18 protein-coding genes are annotated in these 19,557 nt (G+C 75.4%); 8 read left to right on the top strand and 10 right to left on the bottom strand.

Annotation, left to right across the window (positions count from 1 at the left end; genetic code table 11):
- Positions 1–750: cytochrome P450 (locus tag EAD96_RS23790; RefSeq protein WP_233586146.1), on the bottom strand; the 750-nt coding region annotated here is incomplete at its 3' end.
- A 104-nt stretch (positions 751–854) separates the two neighbouring features.
- Positions 855–1,598 (bottom strand): helix-turn-helix transcriptional regulator, encoded by a 744-nt coding sequence (locus EAD96_RS23795; protein ID WP_121685833.1) that lies wholly within the window; start codon positions 1,596–1,598, stop codon positions 855–857.
- Between the two features lie 125 nt (positions 1,599–1,723).
- On the opposite strand from EAD96_RS23795, the gene EAD96_RS23800 reads away from it, so the two are divergent.
- Entirely contained in the window at positions 1,724–3,919 is a 2,196-nt protein-coding gene (locus EAD96_RS23800) for a family 43 glycosylhydrolase (RefSeq protein WP_121685834.1), read from the top strand.
- A 38-nt stretch (positions 3,920–3,957) separates the two neighbouring features.
- Here EAD96_RS23800 and EAD96_RS23805 read toward each other — a convergent pair whose 3' ends face one another.
- From EAD96_RS23805 to EAD96_RS23815, 3 genes are read right to left on the bottom strand one after another with little or no spacing between them, the layout of a single operon-like run.
- On the bottom strand, positions 3,958–4,491 hold the full coding sequence (locus EAD96_RS23805; protein WP_121685835.1) for a 2'-5' RNA ligase family protein: 534 nt from the start codon (positions 4,489–4,491) through the stop codon (positions 3,958–3,960).
- 44 nt (positions 4,492–4,535) lie between these two features.
- Entirely contained in the window at positions 4,536–5,141 is a 606-nt protein-coding gene (locus EAD96_RS23810) for a response regulator transcription factor (RefSeq protein WP_120569680.1), read from the bottom strand.
- The gene (locus EAD96_RS23815) at positions 5,138–6,283 is read right to left on the bottom strand and encodes a sensor histidine kinase (RefSeq protein ID WP_121685836.1); all 1,146 of its coding nucleotides are present in this window, start codon (positions 6,281–6,283) and stop codon (positions 5,138–5,140) included. The genes EAD96_RS23810 and EAD96_RS23815 overlap by 4 nt, the downstream gene beginning before the upstream one ends.
- 132 nt (positions 6,284–6,415) lie before the next feature.
- Here EAD96_RS23815 and EAD96_RS23820 point away from each other — a divergent pair, with 132 nt between their 5' ends.
- Both EAD96_RS23820 and EAD96_RS23825 read left to right on the top strand, forming a co-directional pair.
- The gene (locus tag EAD96_RS23820) at positions 6,416–7,243 is read left to right on the top strand and encodes a hypothetical protein (protein ID WP_121685837.1); all 828 of its coding nucleotides are present in this window, start codon (positions 6,416–6,418) and stop codon (positions 7,241–7,243) included.
- A 118-nt stretch (positions 7,244–7,361) separates the two neighbouring features.
- Positions 7,362–9,119: a DEAD/DEAH box helicase gene (locus tag EAD96_RS23825; RefSeq protein ID WP_120569677.1), complete on the top strand. Its 1,758-nt coding sequence runs from the start codon at positions 7,362–7,364 to the stop codon at positions 9,117–9,119.
- 73 nt (positions 9,120–9,192) lie between these two features.
- Here the strand turns inward: EAD96_RS23825 and lon are convergent, their stop codons facing one another.
- On the bottom strand, positions 9,193–11,529 hold the full coding sequence (gene lon, locus EAD96_RS23830) for an endopeptidase La (RefSeq protein ID WP_121685838.1): 2,337 nt from the start codon (positions 11,527–11,529) through the stop codon (positions 9,193–9,195).
- A gap of 234 nt (positions 11,530–11,763) precedes the next feature.
- Between lon and EAD96_RS23835 the strand changes: the two genes are divergently transcribed.
- A complete protein-coding gene (locus EAD96_RS23835) occupies positions 11,764–12,111 on the top strand; it encodes an Lsr2 family protein (RefSeq protein WP_120573755.1) in 348 nt (115 codons plus the stop codon).
- 205 nt (positions 12,112–12,316) lie between these two features.
- Here the strand turns inward: EAD96_RS23835 and EAD96_RS23840 are convergent, their stop codons facing one another.
- Positions 12,317–13,540 carry a hypothetical protein gene (locus EAD96_RS23840; RefSeq protein ID WP_121685839.1) on the bottom strand — a complete coding sequence of 408 codons (1,224 nt, stop codon included), beginning with the start codon at positions 13,538–13,540 and terminating at the stop codon, positions 12,317–12,319.
- Between the two features lie 312 nt (positions 13,541–13,852).
- Positions 13,853–14,719, bottom strand: coding sequence for a DUF2726 domain-containing protein (locus EAD96_RS23845; protein WP_121685840.1), 867 nt, complete (start codon positions 14,717–14,719; stop codon positions 13,853–13,855).
- A gap of 106 nt (positions 14,720–14,825) precedes the next feature.
- Between EAD96_RS23845 and EAD96_RS23850 the strand changes: the two genes are divergently transcribed.
- Positions 14,826–15,917, top strand: a complete 1,092-nt coding sequence (locus EAD96_RS23850) for a DICT sensory domain-containing protein (RefSeq protein WP_120569673.1) — start codon at positions 14,826–14,828, stop codon at positions 15,915–15,917.
- Between the two features lie 32 nt (positions 15,918–15,949).
- Complete coding sequence (locus EAD96_RS23855) at positions 15,950–16,672, top strand: helical backbone metal receptor (RefSeq protein ID WP_121685841.1); 723 nt, start codon at positions 15,950–15,952, stop codon at positions 16,670–16,672.
- Between the two features lie 24 nt (positions 16,673–16,696).
- Here EAD96_RS23855 and EAD96_RS23860 read toward each other — a convergent pair whose 3' ends face one another.
- Complete coding sequence (locus tag EAD96_RS23860) at positions 16,697–17,395, bottom strand: CBS domain-containing protein (protein ID WP_120573754.1); 699 nt, start codon at positions 17,393–17,395, stop codon at positions 16,697–16,699.
- 227 nt (positions 17,396–17,622) lie between these two features.
- Between EAD96_RS23860 and EAD96_RS23865 the strand changes: the two genes are divergently transcribed.
- Both EAD96_RS23865 and EAD96_RS23870 read left to right on the top strand, forming a co-directional pair.
- Positions 17,623–18,195, top strand: a complete 573-nt coding sequence (locus EAD96_RS23865) for a DoxX family membrane protein (protein ID WP_120569671.1) — start codon at positions 17,623–17,625, stop codon at positions 18,193–18,195.
- A 154-nt stretch (positions 18,196–18,349) separates the two neighbouring features.
- Positions 18,350–18,718, top strand: a complete 369-nt coding sequence (locus EAD96_RS23870; protein ID WP_120569670.1) for an FKBP-type peptidyl-prolyl cis-trans isomerase — start codon at positions 18,350–18,352, stop codon at positions 18,716–18,718.
- Between the two features lie 171 nt (positions 18,719–18,889).
- Here EAD96_RS23870 and EAD96_RS23875 read toward each other — a convergent pair whose 3' ends face one another.
- Positions 18,890–19,288 (bottom strand): STAS domain-containing protein, encoded by a 399-nt coding sequence (locus tag EAD96_RS23875; protein ID WP_233586147.1) that lies wholly within the window; start codon positions 19,286–19,288, stop codon positions 18,890–18,892.
- Positions 19,289–19,557: the final 269 nt, after the last annotated feature.

The raw sequence follows: 19,557 nt of genomic DNA on the forward strand, positions 1-19,557 counted from the left end.
CTGCTCGCCGAGGTGCTGCACCTCGGCGAGCAGCGCGTCGGTCCCGAGCCCGTCCGGCGCGGCGAGCCCGTGCCGGACGGCGGCCACGATCAGCCCGGCGGTGGCGTCGGCGGCCTGCACCAGCAGCCCGAGCCGGTTCGCTGTCACCTCGGCCGGAGCGGGCGGCGACATGGCCAGCAGCGCCGCCACCGCCCGGTCCGCCCGCCGCACCGCCGCCGGGCCGGCGCCCGGGTGGTACGCGGCGGCCACCGCCGTCACCTCCGCGACGGCCGCCGCCGGGCATGAGCGATCGCACCGAGCGAAGCGAGGGCCGTGAGGCCATGCCCGACCAGCACATTCGGCCAGGCCGAGCCGCTCCGCCAGCACCACGAGGGGTACGCGCCGAGCCAGGTCACCGGTCACGTCCACCCGGTCACCGCCGTCGTCCCCGGTCGCGGCGCGGTCGAGGATCCGCCCGGTGAGCCGTTCCGCGGCCACACGCAGTTCCCGTGGGTCGAGGGTGTCGAGCACCGCCACTCCGACGGCTCGCCGCGCGGCATGCCGGTCCGGCGGACTGAACCGGCTCACCGAGGCGCGCAGCCATGCCAGGCCACCCTCCGGCGCCTCCTCGGCGGGCGGCACCACGCAGCGGGGATCGGTCAGGACGGAGACGACGTCCGCGTACCGGGTGACCACCCAGCCGCCGTCGTCCGAGGTCGGCGGCCCGCAGGGCGGTGTGCCCGGAGCAGCCGTGATCGTCGGTGAATCCATCGTCCGACCGTAGGGCGCCGACAGTTCGGTCCGGACCGAACGATCCGGCCGGGCACACCCGGCGGCCCGGCGCGGGCGGGACCGGTGCCGCGGGCACGGGCGGCTCAGGCGCGCGCCGGGCCGCTGTCGCGGGACGCGGGCGGGGCCAGCAGCGCCGGGTCGAGCGCGAGCGCCTCGGCCAGCGCGTACCGGCCGGACGGCGTGAGCCGTACCGCTCGCCCGGCGCCCCGCACGGTCCAGCCGAGGTCGAGGAAGCGTCCGCACAGCGCCGCCCCGAGCGCGCCGGCCAGGTGCGGGCGCCGTTCGGTCCAGTCCAGGCAGTCGCGGACGAGCGGCCGTCGCGTCGCGCGCAGCGGTTCGACCGGTACGCCGAGACCGGCCAGCCAGGTCACGCCGTTGCCGGTCAGCGCCAGGCCGCCGGAGCGGTCGAGCACGCCGCGGTCGAGCAGGGCGTCGTACACCAGCACGCCGAGCCGTCCGGCCAGGTGGTCGTAGCAGGTGCGGGCGTACGCCAGGGCGACGCCGGCCGACGCGGCGCGCAACGTGCGGGGCGGGGTGGCCGGTGCGGGCGCCCGCGCGGCCAGGTCCTCGACGAGGTGGGCGACGCCCGGGTCGGCGAGGCGGACGTACCGGTGGCGGCCCTGCCGCTCCTCGACGAGCAGGCCGCCGGCCACCAGCCGAGTGAGGTGGTCGCTCGCGGTGGACGCGGCGACCCCGGCGGCGCGGGCCAGTTCCCCGGCGGTCCAGGCGCGGCCGTCGAGCAGGGCGAGGCAGAAGCCGGCCCGGGTGGGGTCGGCGAGCAGCGCGGCGAACCCGGCGAGTCCGCGGCCGTCGGCGCCAGTGGTCATCGGCCCATGTTGACACGGGCACGGTTCGGGCCGCGCCGAACGGTCCCGGGGTTCTTTACAGCACTCTCTCCAACGTTGTAGAAACGGTGGCACCGCACCTCCGTCTACTCCCGAGGGCAGGCCCGATGGGACACCTCCGCCGCGGTGGCGCGCTCGCCGCCGTACTCACGCTTCTGCTCGCCGGCGCGGCCCCCGCGTCCGCCGCCGGGCCCGACCGCTACCGCAACCCGGTCTCCGCCGGGTTCGCCGACACCTTCGCCGACCCGGTCGTGGTGCGCGGCGACGACGGACTCTGGTACGCCTTCGGCACCTCCGACCCGCTGCGCGAGGGCGAGGGGCGCGCGCACCGGGTGCCGATCGCCCGCTCCGCCGACCTGGTCGACTGGGCCTACGTCGGCGACGCGTTCGCCCCGGACCAGCGGCCCGCCTACGCCGCGCCCGGTGCCGCGTTCTGGGCGCCCGACGTGCGGCGGGTGGCGGGCCGGTGGGTGATGTACGTGACGGTCACCGACACAGGCGTCTCCGACGACACGTTCGACACCGCCGTGGGCGTGGCCACCGCGCCGAGCCCGGCGGGGCCGTGGACGTTCGCCGACACGCCAGTGGTCGCGCCGCGCCCGGGCGCCGGCGGCGGCTACCTGTGGACGATCGACCCGAGCCAGCTCACCGGCGCCGACGGCCGCCACTGGCTCTACTACGGCAGCTACTACGGCGGCATCTCGGTCACCGAGCTGTCCCCGGACGGGCTGCGCGCGGTCGGCACGCCGACGCCGGTCGCGATCGACAACAAGTTCGAGGGCGCGTACGTGCTGCGCCGCGACGGCTGGTACTACCTGTTCGCGTCCACCGCGAACTGCTGCGCCGGCCCGGCCACCGGCTACTCGGTCCAGGTCGGCCGATCCCGTGACCCGCGCGGCCCGTTCACCGACCGCGACGGGCAGCGCCTCGACGTGTCCCGGGCCGGCGGCACACCGGTGCTCACCCAGAACGGCAACCGCTGGATCGGCACCGGGCACAACGCGGTCCTCACCGACCTGTCCGGGCAGCACTGGATCGCCTACCACGCGATCGACCGCGCCGACCCGTACCTGGACGAGCCGTTCGGCGTCAACGAGCGGCCGATGCTGCTCGACCGGCTCGACTGGATCGACGGGTGGCCCACTGTCAACGCGGGCGCCGGTCCCTCCGACAGCGTCCGGCCCGCACCGGTCACCACCGGCCCGATCGACGCCCGTTTCGCCACCGCCGACCTGCGCGGCTGGCGGGCCGAGCACGGCCGCTGGCAGGCCGCCGGCGGGGTGCTGACCGGCAGCGGCACGCTCACCTCACGTACCCGGATCGGCGGCGACCTGCGCGTGGAGACCGACCTGCGGCTGACCGGCGCGACCACCGCCGGGCTGCGGGTGGACGGCGTGGACGTCCGCGTCGGACGCGGCCGGCTCACGGCGGGCGCCGCGACCACCGCGCTGCCCGCCGGCCTCGACCTGCGCGACCGGCACGATCTCGCGATCGAGGTACGCGGGCGGCAGCTCGTCGCCACGCTCAGCCCGTCGCGCCTCGGCGACCCGGTCGCCCGGGTGACGGTGCGGCTGCCCCGCCCCGCGACGGGTGAGCTGTCCGTGCGCGCCGAGGGCGGCCCGGCCGAGTTCGACAACGTCAGCGCCGCCCGCCTGTACCGCCCGGCGCGGCACACCGTCCCCGACCCGCGCGTCGGCCCGGTGCTGCGCGGCTACTCCGACGAGTTCACCGCCCGCCTCGACCCGGCCTGGCAGTGGGTACGCCAGGACCCGGCCGCCACCGTCAGTGGCGGCGCGCTGCGCTGGCCGGTCCAGGACGCCGACCTGTCCGGCACCGGCAACACCGCCGGGGTGCTGCTGCGGGACGCGCCGGCCGGCAACTACGTCGCCGAGACCAAGGTGACGCTCGACCTGGGCGAGGACAGCGTGCGCAACTACCAGCAGGCGGGCCTGGTCGCGTACGTCGACGACGACCGGTTCGCCCGGCTGACCCAGGTGGCGATCTGGAACACCCGGCAGGTCGAGTACGGCTACGAGCTGCCCTTCGCCGGGCAGCCCGTGTACGGCGGCAGCATCGTCGGCACCCCGGGCACCACCACCTGGCTGCGGCTGGCCCACCGGATCGACCCCGTCAACGGCGAGCACGAGTTCCGGGCCGGGTCCAGCCGCGACGGGAAGCACTGGACGTGGGGCGCGGTGTGGACGTTCCCGGCGGACACGACGCCGCGGATCGGACTGGTGGCGCACGGCGGCGCGACACCGGCGGTGACCGCGGAGTTCGACTACCTGCGCTTCCACCGCTGACACTCGGGGCCGTCCCCTGTCGTGGGGGCGGCCCCGGCTCAGCCCCCGGAACGCGGGCAGGCGGTGGTCAGCTCGCTGATCGTGCGGGTGCCGCCGTCGTAGCTGCGCGCCGCCACGAACGCACCGGCCGGCGGGTGCGCACCGGCGACCGCCCGGGCGCGCCGCCGGTCCGCCGCGCCGAACCGCAACGCCAGGCTCAGGTGCGGCACCCACCGGCCCGGCTGATGCCACGAGTGCCCGCCGGACGCCTCGGCGAGCACGTCCCAGACCGCGCCGTGCAGCGCGACCAGCTGCGGTGTCGGCCGGACCAGCCACACCAGCGGCGCGCTGCCGTCGAGGACCGCCACCCGGCCCAGCCGTACCGGCAGCGGCAGCGCCGCGTCGCAGAGGTCGGCGAGGCGCTGCTCGGCGCCGGGCGGGAACTCCTCGACCGAGGCGAGCGTGAGGTGCGGCCGGTTCGTCGGGTGCGTGTTGCGGGCCAGGCTGGGCAGCCCGGCGGCGGCGAGCCGGCCCCAGGCAGCGCGAACCGCCGCTTCCAGTTCGGGAGAGCAGAGCAGTTCGACCGTCCGCACGTGATCAGGCTAGTCGGCGTCAGCCGCCCGCGACGTCCCGTACGTCAGAGCCAGCCGGCCTCCCGCGCCCGCCGTACCGCCTCCGCCCGGTCGGCGGCGCCGAGCTTCTGCACACAGGCGCTCAGGTGGTTGCGGACCGTGCCGGCGGCCAGGTGGGTCCGCCGGGCGATCACCGCGACCGGCGTGCCCAGCTCGGCCAGCCGCAGCGTCTCCAGCTCACGCGGTGTGAGCGGGCACTCCGGCAGGGTGAGCGCGTCGGCCGCGAGCGCCGGATCGACGTAGCGGGCGCCGGAGTGCACCCGGCGGATCACGTCGGCCAGCGCGCCGCCGGGGGCACCCTTGGCGAGGAACCCGCGCACCCCGGCGGTGAGCGCCGGCCGGAGCTGGGCGGGCCGGCCGTGTCCGGTGAGGATCACCGGGGCGCAGCCGGGCAGCGCCCGGGTCAGCTCGGCGGCGACCTCGACGCCGCCGGGCGGCGGCATCTCCAGGTCGAGCACGGCGACGTCCGGGCGGTGGGCCAGCGCCGCGTCCAGGGCGCTGCGCCCGTCGTGGGCGTGCGCGACCACCTCGATGTCCGGTTCCAGGTCGAGCAGGGCGGCCAGGGCGAGCCGGATCAGCTCCTCGTCGTCGGCCAGCAGCACCCGGATCACGGCGTCACCGGCACTGTCGCCACCAGGCTGAACACGCCGTCGGCGGCCTCGGCCCGGACCCGTCCGCCGGCCGGTGCGAGCCGGTCGGCCAGGCCGCGCAGGCCGCCGCTGAGCCGGTCCGGTCCGCCGTCGTCGCGGACGCCGTCGTTGCGTACGGTCAGCGTCACCACGCCGTCCTCCCGGGTGATCTCGATCCGGCACCAGCCGGCCCGGCTGTGCCGCAGCACGTTCGTCCCGGCCTCGCGCAACACGGCGGCCAGGTCGGCGGCGATCGGCGCGGGCACCTCACCGTCCGGCGGGACCACAGTCGTGCGTACCCCGCTGGAACGCAGCACCTCCCCCACCGCGGCGGCCTGCTCGACCAGGTCGACGGCACGGTAGCCGTGCACCGCCGCCCGGACCCGGGTCAGCGCCGAGCCGGCCAGCCGCCGCGCCTCGGCCGCCTCCCGGGCGGCCCGGCCGGCGTCGCGCGGCGCCAGCCGCTCCGCCAGCTCGGCCTTGAGCGCGATCACCGTGAGGTCGTGGCCGAGCAGATCGTGTACGTCCCGGGCGAAGCGCAACCGTTCCTCGGCCGCGGCGAGCCGCGCCTGGGCGGCCTGCCCCTGCCGGGCCTCGACGAGCAGGTCCCAGAACCAGACCTGCACCCAGGTGAGCGCGGCGATGCCGGCGCCCACCGCGCCGGTGACCAGCAGCGCCGTGGGCACCGGCCCACCCGTGGACCAGGTGACGGCGGCGGACACCGCGAGGACGCCGGCCGCCGCCACCGCCGCGACGACGGGCCGGAACAGCAGCGGCACCATGCCGACCAGGGACGCGCCCAGCCACGCCCAGGTGGGCCAGGAGCCGGCCGCGGCCGGGCCGAGCAGCGGCAGGCTGAGCAACGCCGCCACTGTGAGCGCGGCGTGCCGGCGACGGCGGGCCGGTAGGGGCAGCCACGGCGTGACGGCCGCGTGCAGCACCGCGATCTGGGCCGCGGTGAAGGCGAGCAGCCCGGCGGCGCCGAGCGCGACGCGTACCGGGTCGGGTTCACGGGTCAGGCCGACCACGGGCAGCAGCACGGTGGTCCACACGTTGGTGGCCAGCGACAGCAGGGTGACCCGCCGGGCCCGGCGCAGCCGGTGGTCGGCGGAGTCGACTGTCATGCCCGCCGATCCTAGGGCGTGCGCCGGCCCGCCCGCCCCTGCGAGATGTCACGGCCGGATCGTGCGTTCCGCACGGTTTCCCGGTGACTGACGCGCCTTCTCCGGTGCGCCCGGCGGCGGCAGGGTCGGGGCATGACGGAGATGACTGTTGTCGTACCCCGGCGGTGGGCCGGGTGGGCGCGGACCCGGCACCTGGCCGGGATGGTGGTGGCGATGGTGGCCGGGATGGTGCTGCTCGGGCCGCTGTGGCAGGTGGGCGGGCGGCTGCTGGGCGGCGCGGCGGTGCTGGCGCGGCCGGACGTGGGCGCGCTGGTGATGGCGACGAACATGGCCGCGGGCATGGCCGCGTGGATGTGGTACCGGGGGGACGGCCGGGCCGCCACCGCGGAGATGTCGGCGGCCATGTACGTGCCGTTCCTGCTGCTGCTCCCGCCCTGGTGGGCCGGGTGGGTCGGGGACGACATGCTGCTGCTCGGCGGTCACCTGCTGATGGTTCCGGCGATGCTGCTGGTGGCGCTGCGGCACCGGCACGCGCCCGCGGCGCCGCCGCGCCGGCACCCGGTCGCCGCGGCGGTGGCGCGGGGGTGGCCGGCCGGGCTGGGGCTGCTCATGACCGTGGACATGTGGTTCGCGCCGACCGTCTTCGCGCCCTGGACGCTGCTGGTCCTGCCGGCCGGCTACCTGCTGATCGGCACCTGGCGGCGGCAGTGGGGCGACCGGCGCGCGCTGGCGGCGCAGCTCGCCGGGGCGGCCGTGTGGGGCGGCCTGGCGGTCGTGGCGATGATCGCGTCCGCCGACGTCGCCGGGGTGCTCGTCGGGGTGGGCTGGCTCGTGCACGCGGCGTGGGACGCCTGGTACCACCGCACCGGCGCGGTGGTGCCGCGCGGGTACGCGCTGTGGTGCGCGGTGTTCGACGTCGGGGTGGGTCTCACCACGCTGCTGGCCGTCCTGTCCCGGTGATCCGGCGGGGGCACGGGGCCACGCCGGATCACCCGGAGGGGACGGCACAGGGGTGGCGCGGCGAACGTTTGCCCCGGTCGCCGCGACCGCCGCGCGGCGGTGATGAAAAACTTGTCGCATGACCGCCGCACCGACCCCGACCGACCCCGCCGTTCCCGACGACGCCGAGGACGCCTTCGCCTTCGCCGATCTCGGGCTCCGCACCGAGTTGCTGGGCGCGCTGTCCGCGCTCGGGTACGAGGAACCGACGCCGATCCAGCGGGAGGCCATCCCTCCGTTGCTGGCCGGGCAGGATCTGCTGGGGCAGGCGGCGACCGGTACGGGCAAGACCGCCGCGTTCGCGCTGCCGCTGTTGCAGCGGATGCCGGTCGGCCGGGCCGAGGGCGACCCGGTGTCGCTGGTGCTGGTGCCGACCCGTGAGCTGGCCGTGCAGGTCTCCGAGGCGTTCCACCGCTACGGCAAGGATCTGGGCGCCCGGGTGCTGCCGATCTACGGCGGGCAGCCGATCGGCCGGCAGTTGCGCGCGCTCGACCACGGCGTGGACGTGGTGGTGGCGACGCCGGGCCGGGCCCTGGACCACATCGCCCGGGGCACGCTGCGCCTCGGTGCGCTGAGCACGGTGGTGCTGGACGAGGCGGACGAGATGCTCGACATGGGCTTCGCCGAGGACATCGAGGCGATCCTGGAGCACGCCCCGGACGGCCGGCAGACGGTGCTGTTCTCGGCCACCATGCCGGCCCGCATCGACGGGCTGGCCCGGCAGCACCTGACCGACCCGGTCCGCATCCGCATCGAGCGGGAGCGGCCGGTCGCCGGGGAGGCGCCCCGGGTGCGGCAGAGCGCGTACATCGTGGCCCGGGGGCACAAGCCGGCCGCGCTGGGCCGGGTCCTGGACGTGGAGTCGCCGACCGCGGCGATCGTGTTCTGCCGCAGCCGCGAGGAGGTGGACCGGCTCACCGAGACGATGAACGGCCGGGGCTACCGGGCCGAGGCGCTGCACGGCGGGATGAGCCAGGAGCAGCGGGACCGGGTGATGGGCCGGCTGCGCGCCGGCACGGCGGACCTGCTGGTCGCCACCGACGTGGCCGCCCGAGGGCTGGACGTCGAGCAGCTCACCCACGTGGTCAACTACGACGTCCCGTCCGCGCCGGAGTCGTACGTGCACCGGATCGGGCGGGTCGGCCGGGCCGGGCGGGAGGGTGTGGCGATCACGCTCGCCGAGCCGCGCGAGCACCGGATGCTCAAGACCATCGAGCGGGTCACCGGGCAGCGGATCACCATCGACAAGATCCCCACGGTGGCGGACATGCGCACCCGGCGGCTGGAGCTGACCCAGGGCGCGCTGCGGGAGAGCCTGCTGGAGGACGACCTCGACCCGTACCGGGCGATCGTGGAGTCGCTCACCGACGAGTTCGACCTGGTCGAGGTGGCGCTGGCGGCGGTGAAGCTGGCGCACGAGGCGACGTCGCCGGGCTCGGACGACGAGGAGGAGATCCCGCAGGTCCCGGTCCGCGGTCCGCGCGAGGGCCGGCCGGAGACCGGCGGGCGGGGCGAGCGCCGGGGCCCGGGGCGCCCGCGTACCGGCGGGACCACCCAGGTCTTCATCGGGCTGGGCCGCCGGGCCGGGGTACGGCCGCAGGACCTGGTCGGCGCGATCACCGGGGAGACCCGGATCAACGGCCGGGACATCGGCTCGATCGAGATCGCGGACCGGTTCTCCCTGGTCGAGGTGCCGCAGGGGGTGGCCGACGAGATCATCGCCGGGCTGCGCGGCACCACCATCAAGGGCCGCAAGGCGACGGTGCGCCGGGACCGCGACGGCGACGGTACGGGCGAGCGCCGCGACCGGGGCTACGAGCGGCGCGACCGCCGCTGAGCCCGGCGCGACCCGCGGGCGGACACGACGGCGCCCCGGCCACAGTGCGTCTGTGGCCGGGGCGCATCGGTCGTCAGGCCGCGGCGAGCGCCGGACCGTCCAGCGACTCCGTGTCGATCTCGACCGGGCGCAGCGCCAGCGCGAGCACGTCCGCCACGTCGGACAGGGTGTGCACGGTCAGCGCCTCCCGCACCTCGGCCGGCAGGTCGTCCAGGTCCGGCTCGTTGCGCTTCGGGATGATCACCTCGGTGAGACCGGCCCGGTGCGCGGCGAGCAGCTTCTGCTTCACCCCGCCGATCGGCAGCACCCGGCCGGAGAGCGTCACCTCGCCGGTCATCCCGAACTCGGGCCGCACCGGCCGCCCGGTCACCAGGGACGCCAGCGCGGTCACCATGGTGATGCCGGCGCTCGGGCCGTCCTTGGGCACCGCGCCCGCCGGGACGTGCAGGTGGATCCGCCGCCCGGCCAGGGCGTTCGGGTCCAGGCCGTACCGCCGTCCGTTCGACCGCAGGTACGACCACGCGATGTGCGCGGACTCCTTCATCACGTCGCCGAGCTGGCCGGTGAGCGTCAGCCCCGGCTCGCCCTCCATCGTGGTGGCCTCGATGAACAGCACGTCGCCACCGGCGCCGGTGACGGCCAGGCCGGTCGCCACGCCGGGCACGGCGGTCCGCTCGGCCGACTCCGGGGTGAACTTCGGCCGGCCCAGGTAGCGGGCCAGGTTGCCGGCGTCGACGTGCACCGGCGCGGCGTCCTCGGCGAGCGCGACGGCGACCTTGCGCAGGATCTTCGCGAGGGCCCGTTCGAGCTGCCGGACGCCGGCCTCCCGGGTGTACTCGCCCGCGATCAGCGCCAGCGCCTCGTCGGCGACGTCGACCTCGTCGGCGGTCAGCCCGGCCCGGTCCCGCTGCCGGGGCAGCAGGTGGTCCCGGGCGATGGCGACCTTCTCGTCCTCGGTGTAGCCGTCCAGCGCGACGAGTTCCATCCGGTCCAGCAGCGGGCCGGGGATCGCCTCGACCACGTTGGCGGTGGCCAGGAACAGCACGTCGGACAGGTCGAGGTCGACCTCCAGGTAGTGGTCGCGGAACGTGTGGTTCTGCGCCGGGTCGAGCACCTCCAGCAGGGCCGCCGCCGGGTCACCGGAGTAGCCGGCGGCCAGCTTGTCGACCTCGTCGAGCAGCACGACCGGGTTCATCGAGCCGGCCTCGCGCAGCGCCCGCACGATCCGGCCGGGCAGCGCGCCGACGTAGGTGCGCCGGTGGCCGCGGATCTCCGCCTCGTCCCGGACACCGCCGAGGGAGACGCGGACGAAGTTGCGGCCCAGCGCCCGGGCGACCGACTCGCCGAGGCTGGTCTTGCCGACACCGGGCGGGCCGGCCAGGGCCAGCACCGCGCCGGAGCCGCGTCCGCCGACCACGCCGAGGTTGCGCTCCGCGCGCCGGTTGCGCACCGCGAGGTACTCCAGGATGCGGTCCTTCACGTCGGCCAGGCCGGCGTGGTCGGCGTCGAGCACGGCCCGGGCCGCGGCCAGGTCCGTGTTGTCCTGGGTACGCGTGCTCCACGGCATCTCCAGGACGGTGTCCAGCCAGGTGCGGATCCAGCCCGCCTCGGGTGAGGCGTCGCTTGCCCGCTCCAGCTTGCCGACCTCGCGCAGCGCCGCCTCGCGTACCTTCTCCGGCAGGTCGGCGGACTCCACCCGGGAGCGGTAGTCGGCGGAGCCGTCCGGCTCGTCCTCGCCGAGTTCCTTGCGGATCGCGGCGAGCTGCTGGCGGAGCAGGAACTCCCGCTGGGACTTCTCCAGCCCTTCGCGGACGTCGCTGTTGATCTGCTCGGTGACCTCCTGCTCGGCCAGGTGTTCCTTCACCCAGCCGACGAGCAGTTCCAGCCGGGCGGTGACGTCCGGCGCGGCGAGCAGTTCGGTCTTCTGCGTCAGGCTGAGCCAGGGCGCGTAACCGGCCGAGTCGGCCAGCTCGGACAGGTCGGTCATCCGCTCCATGGCGTCGATCACCTGCCAGGCGCCGCGCTGTTGCAGCACGGACGTCATGAGCGCGCGGTACTCGCGGGCGAGTTCCCGGGCGCGGCCCGCCGGTGCGGGCTCGTCGAGTGCGGTCGCCTCGACCCAGAGCGCGGCGCCGGGGCCGGGCACGCCGGAGCCGATACGGGCGCGGGCCAGACCGCGGATGACCGCCGCCGGCTCGCCGCTCGGCAGCCGGCCCACCTTCTCGATCGTGGCGACCACGCCGACGGAGCCGTACTCGCCGTCGATGCGGGGTACGGCCAGGAGTTCCTTGTCGCCGGTGGCGCGCGCCGCGTCGACGGCGGCCTGGGTGGTCGGGTCGAGGGTCACCGGGATGACCATCCCGGGCAGCAGGACGGCGTCGGTCAGAGGAAGTACCGGAAGAGTTGCCATCGAACACCTGCCATCACGTTGGTTGAGCGTGTCTGGCTCAAGTAACAAAACGTGTCCCTTGTTCCGGGTTGTGACCCACGCCACTCTCGAGCGCCTCGTTCCCGCGCCGCGCACCCAATGGCGGCACCGTTTACCGCGACCCGCCGAATGGAAACAGCCGACTATTGTTGCGGAATTACCGCGCGGTAGGTCAAACTCTTAGCCACACCCCGCCCGACACAGGGAGTAATGGCGATGGCAAGGAAAGTAATCACCGTTCTGACCGACGACCTCGACGGCGGAAAGGCCGATCGGACCGTCGAGTTCAGCCTGGACGGCGTGGCGTACACGATCGACGTCTCCGACGAGAACGCGGGCGTCCTGCGCAAGGCGCTGGATCCGTACATCAGCGCTGGCAGGCGAATCGGCCGGGGAGCGACCGAGGTCACCCGCGGCGCCCGCCGCACCTCCCGGCCGAGCACCTCGGGAATGGACCGCGAGCAGAACCGCGCCATCCGGGAATGGGCCGCCAAGAACGGGTTCGAGATTTCCGAGCGCGGGCGCATCCCGGTGTCGGTGGTCGAGGCGTACAAGAACCGCTGACCGTCACCGGTTCACCGTCGGGCATCCCGGGGTCACGCTGAGAAATCGGTGTGGCCCCGATCGGCTTTCTGTGGTCGGCGCTTTTCATCCGGCTGGATACCGCCGGCACGAAATTTCTTCCGGGATCACCTCCCACCGTGCCGTACGCGGGAACGGCCGCGGCCGCCCGGAGAAGTCCCCCGGACGGCCGCGGCCGTTCGCCGGCTCAGTTGACCCGGATGCGCACCACGTCGATGGCGGGGGTCTGGTTGGCCCGCTCCATCATCGGGATGCGGTGCGAGCCGTCACCGGCCCAGACCGCGCACTGCGCCACGCCCGACTGCGCCAGGCCCGGGATCTGGATCAGCACGTCGTCCGGCTGATCACCGCCCCGCCCGTCCTCGGTGGCGACGAAGAAGGCCGGCACGTCCTGCGGGTTCGGAGGCTGCCGGGTGCTGCCGAGCATCCGGCAGGCGGTGTGGAAGTGACCGCGTACCAGGCCCTGACCGTTGAGCAGCGAGCTCTCCAGGTAGTAGCCACCCTGGCCGGCGGCGAGGAAGCGGTCGCGCACCAGGTTCTTGGTGGTGACCCGGAGCGTGAACGGCTGGTTGCGCCGCACCTGGTTCGGGAACTGCGTGATCAGCAGCGACGGGTTGTTCGCCGCGGCGCCCACCTCACCGAATGCGGTGCTCACGCACCGGTTGCCGTTCTGGAAACCGTCGTGCGCCTGGAGCTGGCTGCCGGAGCAGTCCTTGGCGAGCACGTTCAGGCCGTTGCCGCCGCCGTTGTTCTGGCCACCGCCGTTGTTGTTCCCGCCGCCGTTCTGGCCGCCGTTCTGGCCCCCGTTGTTGCCGCCGTTGTTGTTGCCGCCGTTCTGGCCGCCGCCGGTGCCGGGAGTGTCGGTCAGCGCGCACTGGGCGAGCTGGTCCAGGCCCTGCGGGCGCTGGGCGACCCGGCCGATGGCGGTGGCGATCCGGTTGAGCGCCGCGGTGCGCTTGTCCGCGAGCGGACGCAGGATCGCGTTGTTGATGAAGTCGCCGCCGTTGCGGCCGTCCGCGGCGAGCCGCCGGTTCGCGTCGGCGATCTGCGACTCCAGCAGCGCCAGGGTGCGGTCCACCTCGGCGCGCGCCCGGTCGGGCACCTGCGGCAGCCGGCCGCGGACGTCCGGGCAGGCCACGGTCGGGGTGCCCGCGCCGGCGCCGCCCGCGTTGGTCTGCTGGCACTCGGCCGGTGACATCTGGCCGTCGCCCCAGTGACTGCGGACCCAGCGGCCGTTCTGCCAGGTGCGGGTGGTGCTGCCCTGGCCGTTCGGGGCGGTCGCGCCCGGGCTCGCGGGCACGCAGGACGCCGACGCGGCGCGGGTGGTCGTCCGCCGGTCCTGGGCGGACGAGATCTGGGTGACGGCGACGATGCCGCCGAAGACCGCGAGCGTGCCGACAACCGCCAGCAACCGCTTGCTCCGCGCGTTACCGGATGACCGGCGCGCCCGTGTGGACCTGCGCATCGAATTGCTCTCCTTCTCGATCCGGTAGTTGACTGGTGATCCCGGCGGACCGACGAATTCGGGGTGTGAGATCACTGCGACGCTCGGTCGCACGTCAATGGCCGACGATGCCCTTTCCGCACCGTCTCCGCGCCGTCGGCGGCGCGGCGGGGAAGATCTGCGTCCATTCCCGATGAGGTACGGAGCGCCGTCGGCGAAGGTTCAACCGGAGATCGGAAAAAAAAATCGAAAGTCGCCGTCGTCGCCGGCGAGGACGGTTCAGTCGGCGCAGAGGTGATCGAAGGCGAAGCCGCCGTCGAAGGAGTCCCGCCGCGCGGCCAGCGCGCGTACCCGCCGGAGAAGCTCGTCACGGTCCAGCAGGGACGGCGCGGCGGCCTCGAGGTCACGCAGCCGCTCCCCCAGCGCCACCACGGCCAGGTCCTCGGCGAGCCGGCCCGGGTCGACGCCGCAGGAGAAGCCGCGCGCGGTCAGCCGGACCCGCTCCAGCAGGCAGCGACCGGGCCGCACCTCGGCCCAGGCCCAGCCCTCCGCCGGGCCGCCGGTCCAGCGCACGTGCAGGCCGCGCACGATCGGGTCGGCGATCCGGCCCGCCACGTACGCCTCGACCGCCTCGACCCGGGCCAGCGCGCCCAGGTCGTTCACCGGTCCCTGCCGGCCGTCCGGCAACCGGCCGACGATGTCCCGGAAGCCGACCGCGTCGCCGCCGTCCGGGTCGGTGCCGTCGGCGTAGGCCCGCGCGTCCAGCACGTACTCGGCGAACCGGCGGGCCTGTTCCGCGCCGCCCAGCGTCGGCGACTCGACGCGCAGCAGCGGCAGGCCGACGGCGACGCAGACGGCGTCGGTCAGCCGTTCCTCCCGCCGCGCGGGCGATCCGTCGCCGGCGGGCGCGGTGAACCGCACCGCGAAGCGCGGCAGCCCGGTGTCGGCGGCGCAGACCACCAGGTCGAGCGCCGCCCGCCCGGCGGTGCTCCACTGGCTGCCGGTGACCCCCGGCGGGCGGCCCTGCACCAGCTCACCGAGCCGTCGCCCGGCGTGGCCGAGGTGGCCGGCACGGACCAGGGACGGCGCGACACCGGGCGGGATCGGCCGCAGCCAGGAGGCGGCCACGCTGCCTGTGCTCGTCATCTCGCCCCGATCCCCCTCGTCCGGTCGACGCCCGAGTGTAGGCGGTGCGGTGAGACCGGTCCGGCCGACCGGTGCGCTACCGCGCCCGTCCCTCTAGGCTCTGCCCGTGCCCAGCGGACGGACCCCGGAACAGTTCACCAAACGCAGTCTCGTCGCCGTCTCCCACGCCATCGAACGCGCCGCGCTCGCCGAGGCCGAGGACGGCCCGCTCGTCGTGCTCGCGCTGTTCCAACGGCTGCCGTACTTCGCCCGGGAGCGCGAGGTCTACCGGCGCATCGCCGGCCGCGCCGCCGTGACGGTGGTGGCGATGGTCGGCGGACCGCCGCCCGACCTGCCCGAGGGCGCCTACGGCGTGGCGCTGGACGAGGCGGAGGCGCTGGCCCGGGAGTGGACGGTGGTGGCCCTGAGCCCACGTTTCGGCGCCACACTCGTCGCGCACGACCGGGCCGACGTGGTGCCCGCGCCGACGCTGGAGTCCGGCCGCCTGTTCGAGGGGCGCTGGGGTTTCCGCCGCGACGAGGCGCTGCACGAGGCGATCCGGCTGCGCGAACAGCTCGCCGAGCGGCTGCCCGCCGCGGCGCGTACCGCGCTGGACGAGGCGATCGCCCGGGTACGGGACATCCCGGCCGGGCCGGGCGAACCGCGCGCCGAGGCGGCGCTGCGGCTGCTGGCCCGCCGCGGCGACCGGAACGACCAGCCGGTCGAGCCGGCCGAGGCGATGCTGGACGAGCCCGGCCTGGCCCGGTGGTCCGGCGCGGACGGGGTGACCGCCTCCGGCACGCTGCCGGTGGCACTCGTCGGCCTGCGGGTGGACGCGCCGCCCGGCTCGCCGGAACGCTTCGGCCGCCGCGGTGTCGCCCGCGAGGGGCACGCCGTGCTCACCGCGATCACCGCCGTCCTGCGGCCGGTCGACCGCGCGCTGCGCGTCACCGAGAACGAGTTCCAGCTCCTCCTGCCGGGGCTCGACGAGCCGGCGGCGCTGGACGTGGTACGCCGGTTGCACGACGCCATCGGCGCGCTGGCCCGGTCGTACCCGTTCATGGCGTACACCGTGCACGCGGCGGTCGGGGTGACCACCCGGCGGCCGCTGCCCACCGCGGACCTGCGCGCGGCGGTCGACTGGGCGGTACGCAAGGGCGTGCCGGTGGCGGGCCTGCCGACGGAGACCGCCGACGCCGTGGCCGCGCCGGCCCACTGACCGGCCGGTCCGGCCCGAGGGGAGGAGACGCGGTGCGGGTGGTGTCGCTGGTGCCGTCGCTGACCGAGGCGGTCGCGGCCACCCGCCCGGAGGTGCTGGTCGGGGCGACCGACTGGTGCACCCATCCGGCCGGGCTGGACGTCGCCCGGGTCGGCGGGACGAAGTACCCCGACCTGGACCGGGTGCTCGCGCTGGAGCCGGATCTGGTGCTGCTCAACGAGGAGGAGAACCGGCTGGCCGACGCCGAGGCGCTGCGCGCGGCCGGGGTGCCGGTCCGGGTCACCTTCCCGCGTACCGTGCCGGAGGCCCTCGACCAGCTCGGTGAGCTGGTTGTTGCGCTCGGCGCGCCGGCCGAGCCGCCGTGGCTGCGCGAGGCCCGCCGCGCGTGGGCCGCGCTGCCGCCGCCGGGACGGGTCCGCACCGCCGTGGTGCCGGTGTGGCGGCGGCCGTGGGTGGTGCTGGGGCGGGACACGTTCGCCGGGGACGTGCTGGCCCGGCTCGGTGTGCGCAACGGCTGGGCCGACGACCCGGAACGCTATCCCCGGCCGGGCCTGGACGAGCTGCGCGCCCGGGCGCCGGACCTGGTGGTGCTGCCCGACGAGCCGTACCGGTTCACCGCCGACGACGGGCCGGAGGCGTTCCCCGGCGTGCCGGCGGCGCTGGTCTCCGGCCGTCACCTCACCTGGTACGGCCCGTCGCTGGCCGAGGCCCCGGCGCTGCTCGCCGCCCAGCTCGCCACCGAGGGCCCCACCTGACCGGTGGGGCCCGGGCGGCGGCGCTCAGGCCACCGGGGTGGCGTGCACCGGGTCCAGTTCCATCAGCGTGGTGTCGTCCACGTCGTACCCGATCGCGTTGTGCACCGCGACCACGCCCGCGACCTGGGCGGCGAGACGGCCGGCCAGGTCGACGGCGCTGCGCCGGTCCAACCGCCCGTCCATGGTGACCTCGCCGCCGCGGACCTGGACGGTGACCAGGCCGTCGCGCACCGACAGCACCCGGCGCAGCACCTCGTGCACGACCTCCTCGCGGATCTCCGCGTCGGTACGCAGGTGCACGCGCAGCAGGTCACCGCGGGTGACGATGCCGGCGAGCCGGCCCAGGTCGTCCAGCACGGGGAGCCGCTTGACCGCCTCCTGGTCCATCAGCCGGGCGGTCGCCGCGAGCGACGCCCGCTCGTGGGTGGTGACCGCCGGGGCGGTCATCAGGTCCCGGGCGACGAGCGCGCCCGCCTTCTCCCGCGCGGTACGCCGGCGCCGCCCCTCGAAGACCCGCCGCTCGTCCGGGTGGCCGGACCGCTCCACCTTGTGCAGCAGGTCCGCCTCGGAGATCACCCCGAGCACCCGGCGGAACGAGTCCACCACCGGCACACCGCTGATCCGCTGCCGGACCAGCACGTCGACCACCTCGCGGTACGGGGTCTCCTCCGTCACCGTCGCGACGTCCCTGGTCATCACGTCGGCCACCTGCCACGTCCTCATCACGACCTCCTCGTGCCGGGCCTCCACCTGCGACGGTAGGCGGCCGGCGGGCGCCCTGGTCAGGGGCGGCGGACCGGCCGCGACGGGCCGACCGGACCGGGTACGGACGGGACCAATGACCCGGTCACGAGGGCACCTCTCGGCCCTGCTCCCGGACGCCGCGCGGCGGTGGAATGAATGTGCCACCGGGAAGCGCGGTGCGAGGCACAGGAAGGGACGTGGAGACAATGACCGCGACAATCGAGCGGACCCCCGCCGTCAAGCGGACCCCCGCCGCCACCATCGCTCCGGCGGCGCACACCGAGACCACCCGCCAGAAGGCCACCCGGTACGTCTGGGCCGGTCTGCGGCTCGCCCTGGGCTGGGTGTTCCTCTGGGCCTTCCTCGACAAGATGTTCGGCCTCGGCCACGAGACCCCGGCGAAGAACGCCTGGATCAACGGCGGCAGCCCCACCAAGGGCTTCCTCGGCAACGCCGTCGAGGGACCGTTCGCGGGCTTCTACCAGAACCTGGCCGGCGCGGCCTGGGCGGACACGCTGTTCATGGTCGGCCTGCTCGGCATCGGTGTCGCCCTGATGCTCGGCATCGGCATCCGGGTCGCCGCGGTCGCGGGCGGTCTGCTCCTGGTCCTGATGTGGACGGCGGTGCTGCCCCCGGCGAACAACCCCTTCATGGACGACCACCTCATCTACGCGGGCCTGCTGGCCGGCCTGGCCCTGGTGGGCGCCGGCAACACCCTCGGCCTCGGCCGGGTCTGGGCGAGGCTCCCCCTGGTCCAGCGTCTCCCCTGGCTGAAGTGACCAGCTCGCCCCGGGGCGGGCGTCGCCGACAGGCGGCGCCCGCCCCCTTTCGTGTCCCCGCCACGCCGGTGTGCGGGGACCGGCGCGTATCGGCCGGTCGCGATCCGGCAGGATCGACAGTGACCACACCGTCAGCATCCGAGGAGACCCGCTCATGGACAAGCCCGAGGTCGGCCCGATCGAGGGCGCGCCGCCCGCCGATCTCGTCGTCGAGGACATCACCGTCGGCGACGGCCCGGAGGCCCGCCCGGGCCAACTGGTGAGCGTGCACTACGTGGGCGTGGCCCACTCGAACGGCCGCGAGTTCGACGCCTCGTGGAACCGGGGTGAGACGTTCGAGTTCCCGCTCGGCGGCGGCCAGGTCATCGCCGGCTGGGACCAGGGCGTCGTGGGCATGAAGGTGGGCGGCCGGCGCCGGCTCACCATCCCGCCGCACCTGGGCTACGGCGCCCGGGGCGCGGGTGGCGTCATCAAGCCGAACGAGACGCTCGTCTTCGTGGTGGACCTGCTCGGCGTGCGCTGAGCGCAGCGCCGTCCACGTCGGGCCGTCGGCACTCGCGCCGGCGGCCCGAAGTGTGCCCGGCCGACGCGCGGCGGCCCGGTTCGTGCCCAGCCGACCTGCGGCGGCCTGGTTCGTGCCAGGGGCGCGCAGCGGCTCCGCTCGTGCTCCGGCCGCCCGGCGCCCCGCTCGGGCTCAGGCGGCGCAGGCCACCAGGTCGTGGGCGCGGCCGGGCAGGTCGTGGGCGCGGCCGGGCAGGGCTTGCGAACGGTCGGAGCAGCGCACCGGGAGCACCCGGTGCAGGCCGGTCACCCGCAGCACCCGGGCCACCACCGGGTCGGGATCGGTGAGCACCAGCTCGCCGCCGCGGGCCCGGACCCGCAGGTGGGTGGCGACCAGCGCGCGGACCCCGGCGGCGGAGAGCAGCCGCACACCGGACAGGTCGACCCGCAGCACCGGCCGGGCCGGCGCCGCCCAGAGCGCGGCCCGGAACGCCGTCACGGAGGCGATGTCGATCTCGCCGACCGGGCGCAGCTCGACCACGTGATCGTGCACGTCCATCGCCACGTGGAAGCGCTCAACGCTGTGTACCATGCGACCAAACCTACCCGGCCCCACCGACATTTCCGGGCCTCGCGGCGGGGGTTCCGGGTACTGTCCGGGACCCGACCCCGAGCCGTCTCAGGGTCAACCCGCAGCCGCCACGCCACGCCGCGCGGGACGCCGCGAAACGCCGTCGGGGACTGCCCAGCGCGACGCCGCCGGGCCACAATGAGCCGATGGCCGTCCCCCGCCCGCGTGCCCCCCTGCTGATCCGGCCGGTCCGCGAGCCGGCCACGGTGCCGCCGCTGCTCACCGGCCCC

The organism is Micromonospora sp. BL1, assembly GCF_003667485.1.
GTDB lineage: Bacteria > Actinomycetota > Actinomycetes > Mycobacteriales > Micromonosporaceae > Micromonospora > Micromonospora tulbaghiae.

What these genes read in the sequence shown, in the direction of transcription:
- EAD96_RS23820 (WP_121685837.1), top strand. Translation starts at nt 6,416, where the DNA reads ATGACGGAGATGACTGTTGTCGTACCCCGGCGGTGGGCCGGGTGGGCG.
- EAD96_RS23865 (WP_120569671.1), top strand. Translation starts at nt 17,623, where the DNA reads ATGACCGCGACAATCGAGCGGACCCCCGCCGTCAAGCGGACCCCCGCC.
- EAD96_RS23800 (WP_121685834.1), top strand. Translation starts at nt 1,724, where the DNA reads ATGGGACACCTCCGCCGCGGTGGCGCGCTCGCCGCCGTACTCACGCTT.
- lon (WP_121685838.1), bottom strand. Translation starts at nt 11,529, where the DNA reads ATGGCAACTCTTCCGGTACTTCCTCTGACCGACGCCGTCCTGCTGCCC.
- EAD96_RS23860 (WP_120573754.1), bottom strand. Translation starts at nt 17,395, where the DNA reads ATGAGGACGTGGCAGGTGGCCGACGTGATGACCAGGGACGTCGCGACG.
- EAD96_RS23875 (WP_233586147.1), bottom strand. Translation starts at nt 19,288, where the DNA reads ATGGTACACAGCGTTGAGCGCTTCCACGTGGCGATGGACGTGCACGAT.
- EAD96_RS23825 (WP_120569677.1), top strand. Translation starts at nt 7,362, where the DNA reads ATGACCGCCGCACCGACCCCGACCGACCCCGCCGTTCCCGACGACGCC.
- EAD96_RS23815 (WP_121685836.1), bottom strand. Translation starts at nt 6,283, where the DNA reads ATGACAGTCGACTCCGCCGACCACCGGCTGCGCCGGGCCCGGCGGGTC.
- EAD96_RS23870 (WP_120569670.1), top strand. Translation starts at nt 18,350, where the DNA reads ATGGACAAGCCCGAGGTCGGCCCGATCGAGGGCGCGCCGCCCGCCGAT.
- EAD96_RS23845 (WP_121685840.1), bottom strand. Translation starts at nt 14,719, where the DNA reads ATGACGAGCACAGGCAGCGTGGCCGCCTCCTGGCTGCGGCCGATCCCG.
- EAD96_RS23795 (WP_121685833.1), bottom strand. Translation starts at nt 1,598, where the DNA reads ATGACCACTGGCGCCGACGGCCGCGGACTCGCCGGGTTCGCCGCGCTG.
- EAD96_RS23835 (WP_120573755.1), top strand. Translation starts at nt 11,764, where the DNA reads ATGGCAAGGAAAGTAATCACCGTTCTGACCGACGACCTCGACGGCGGA.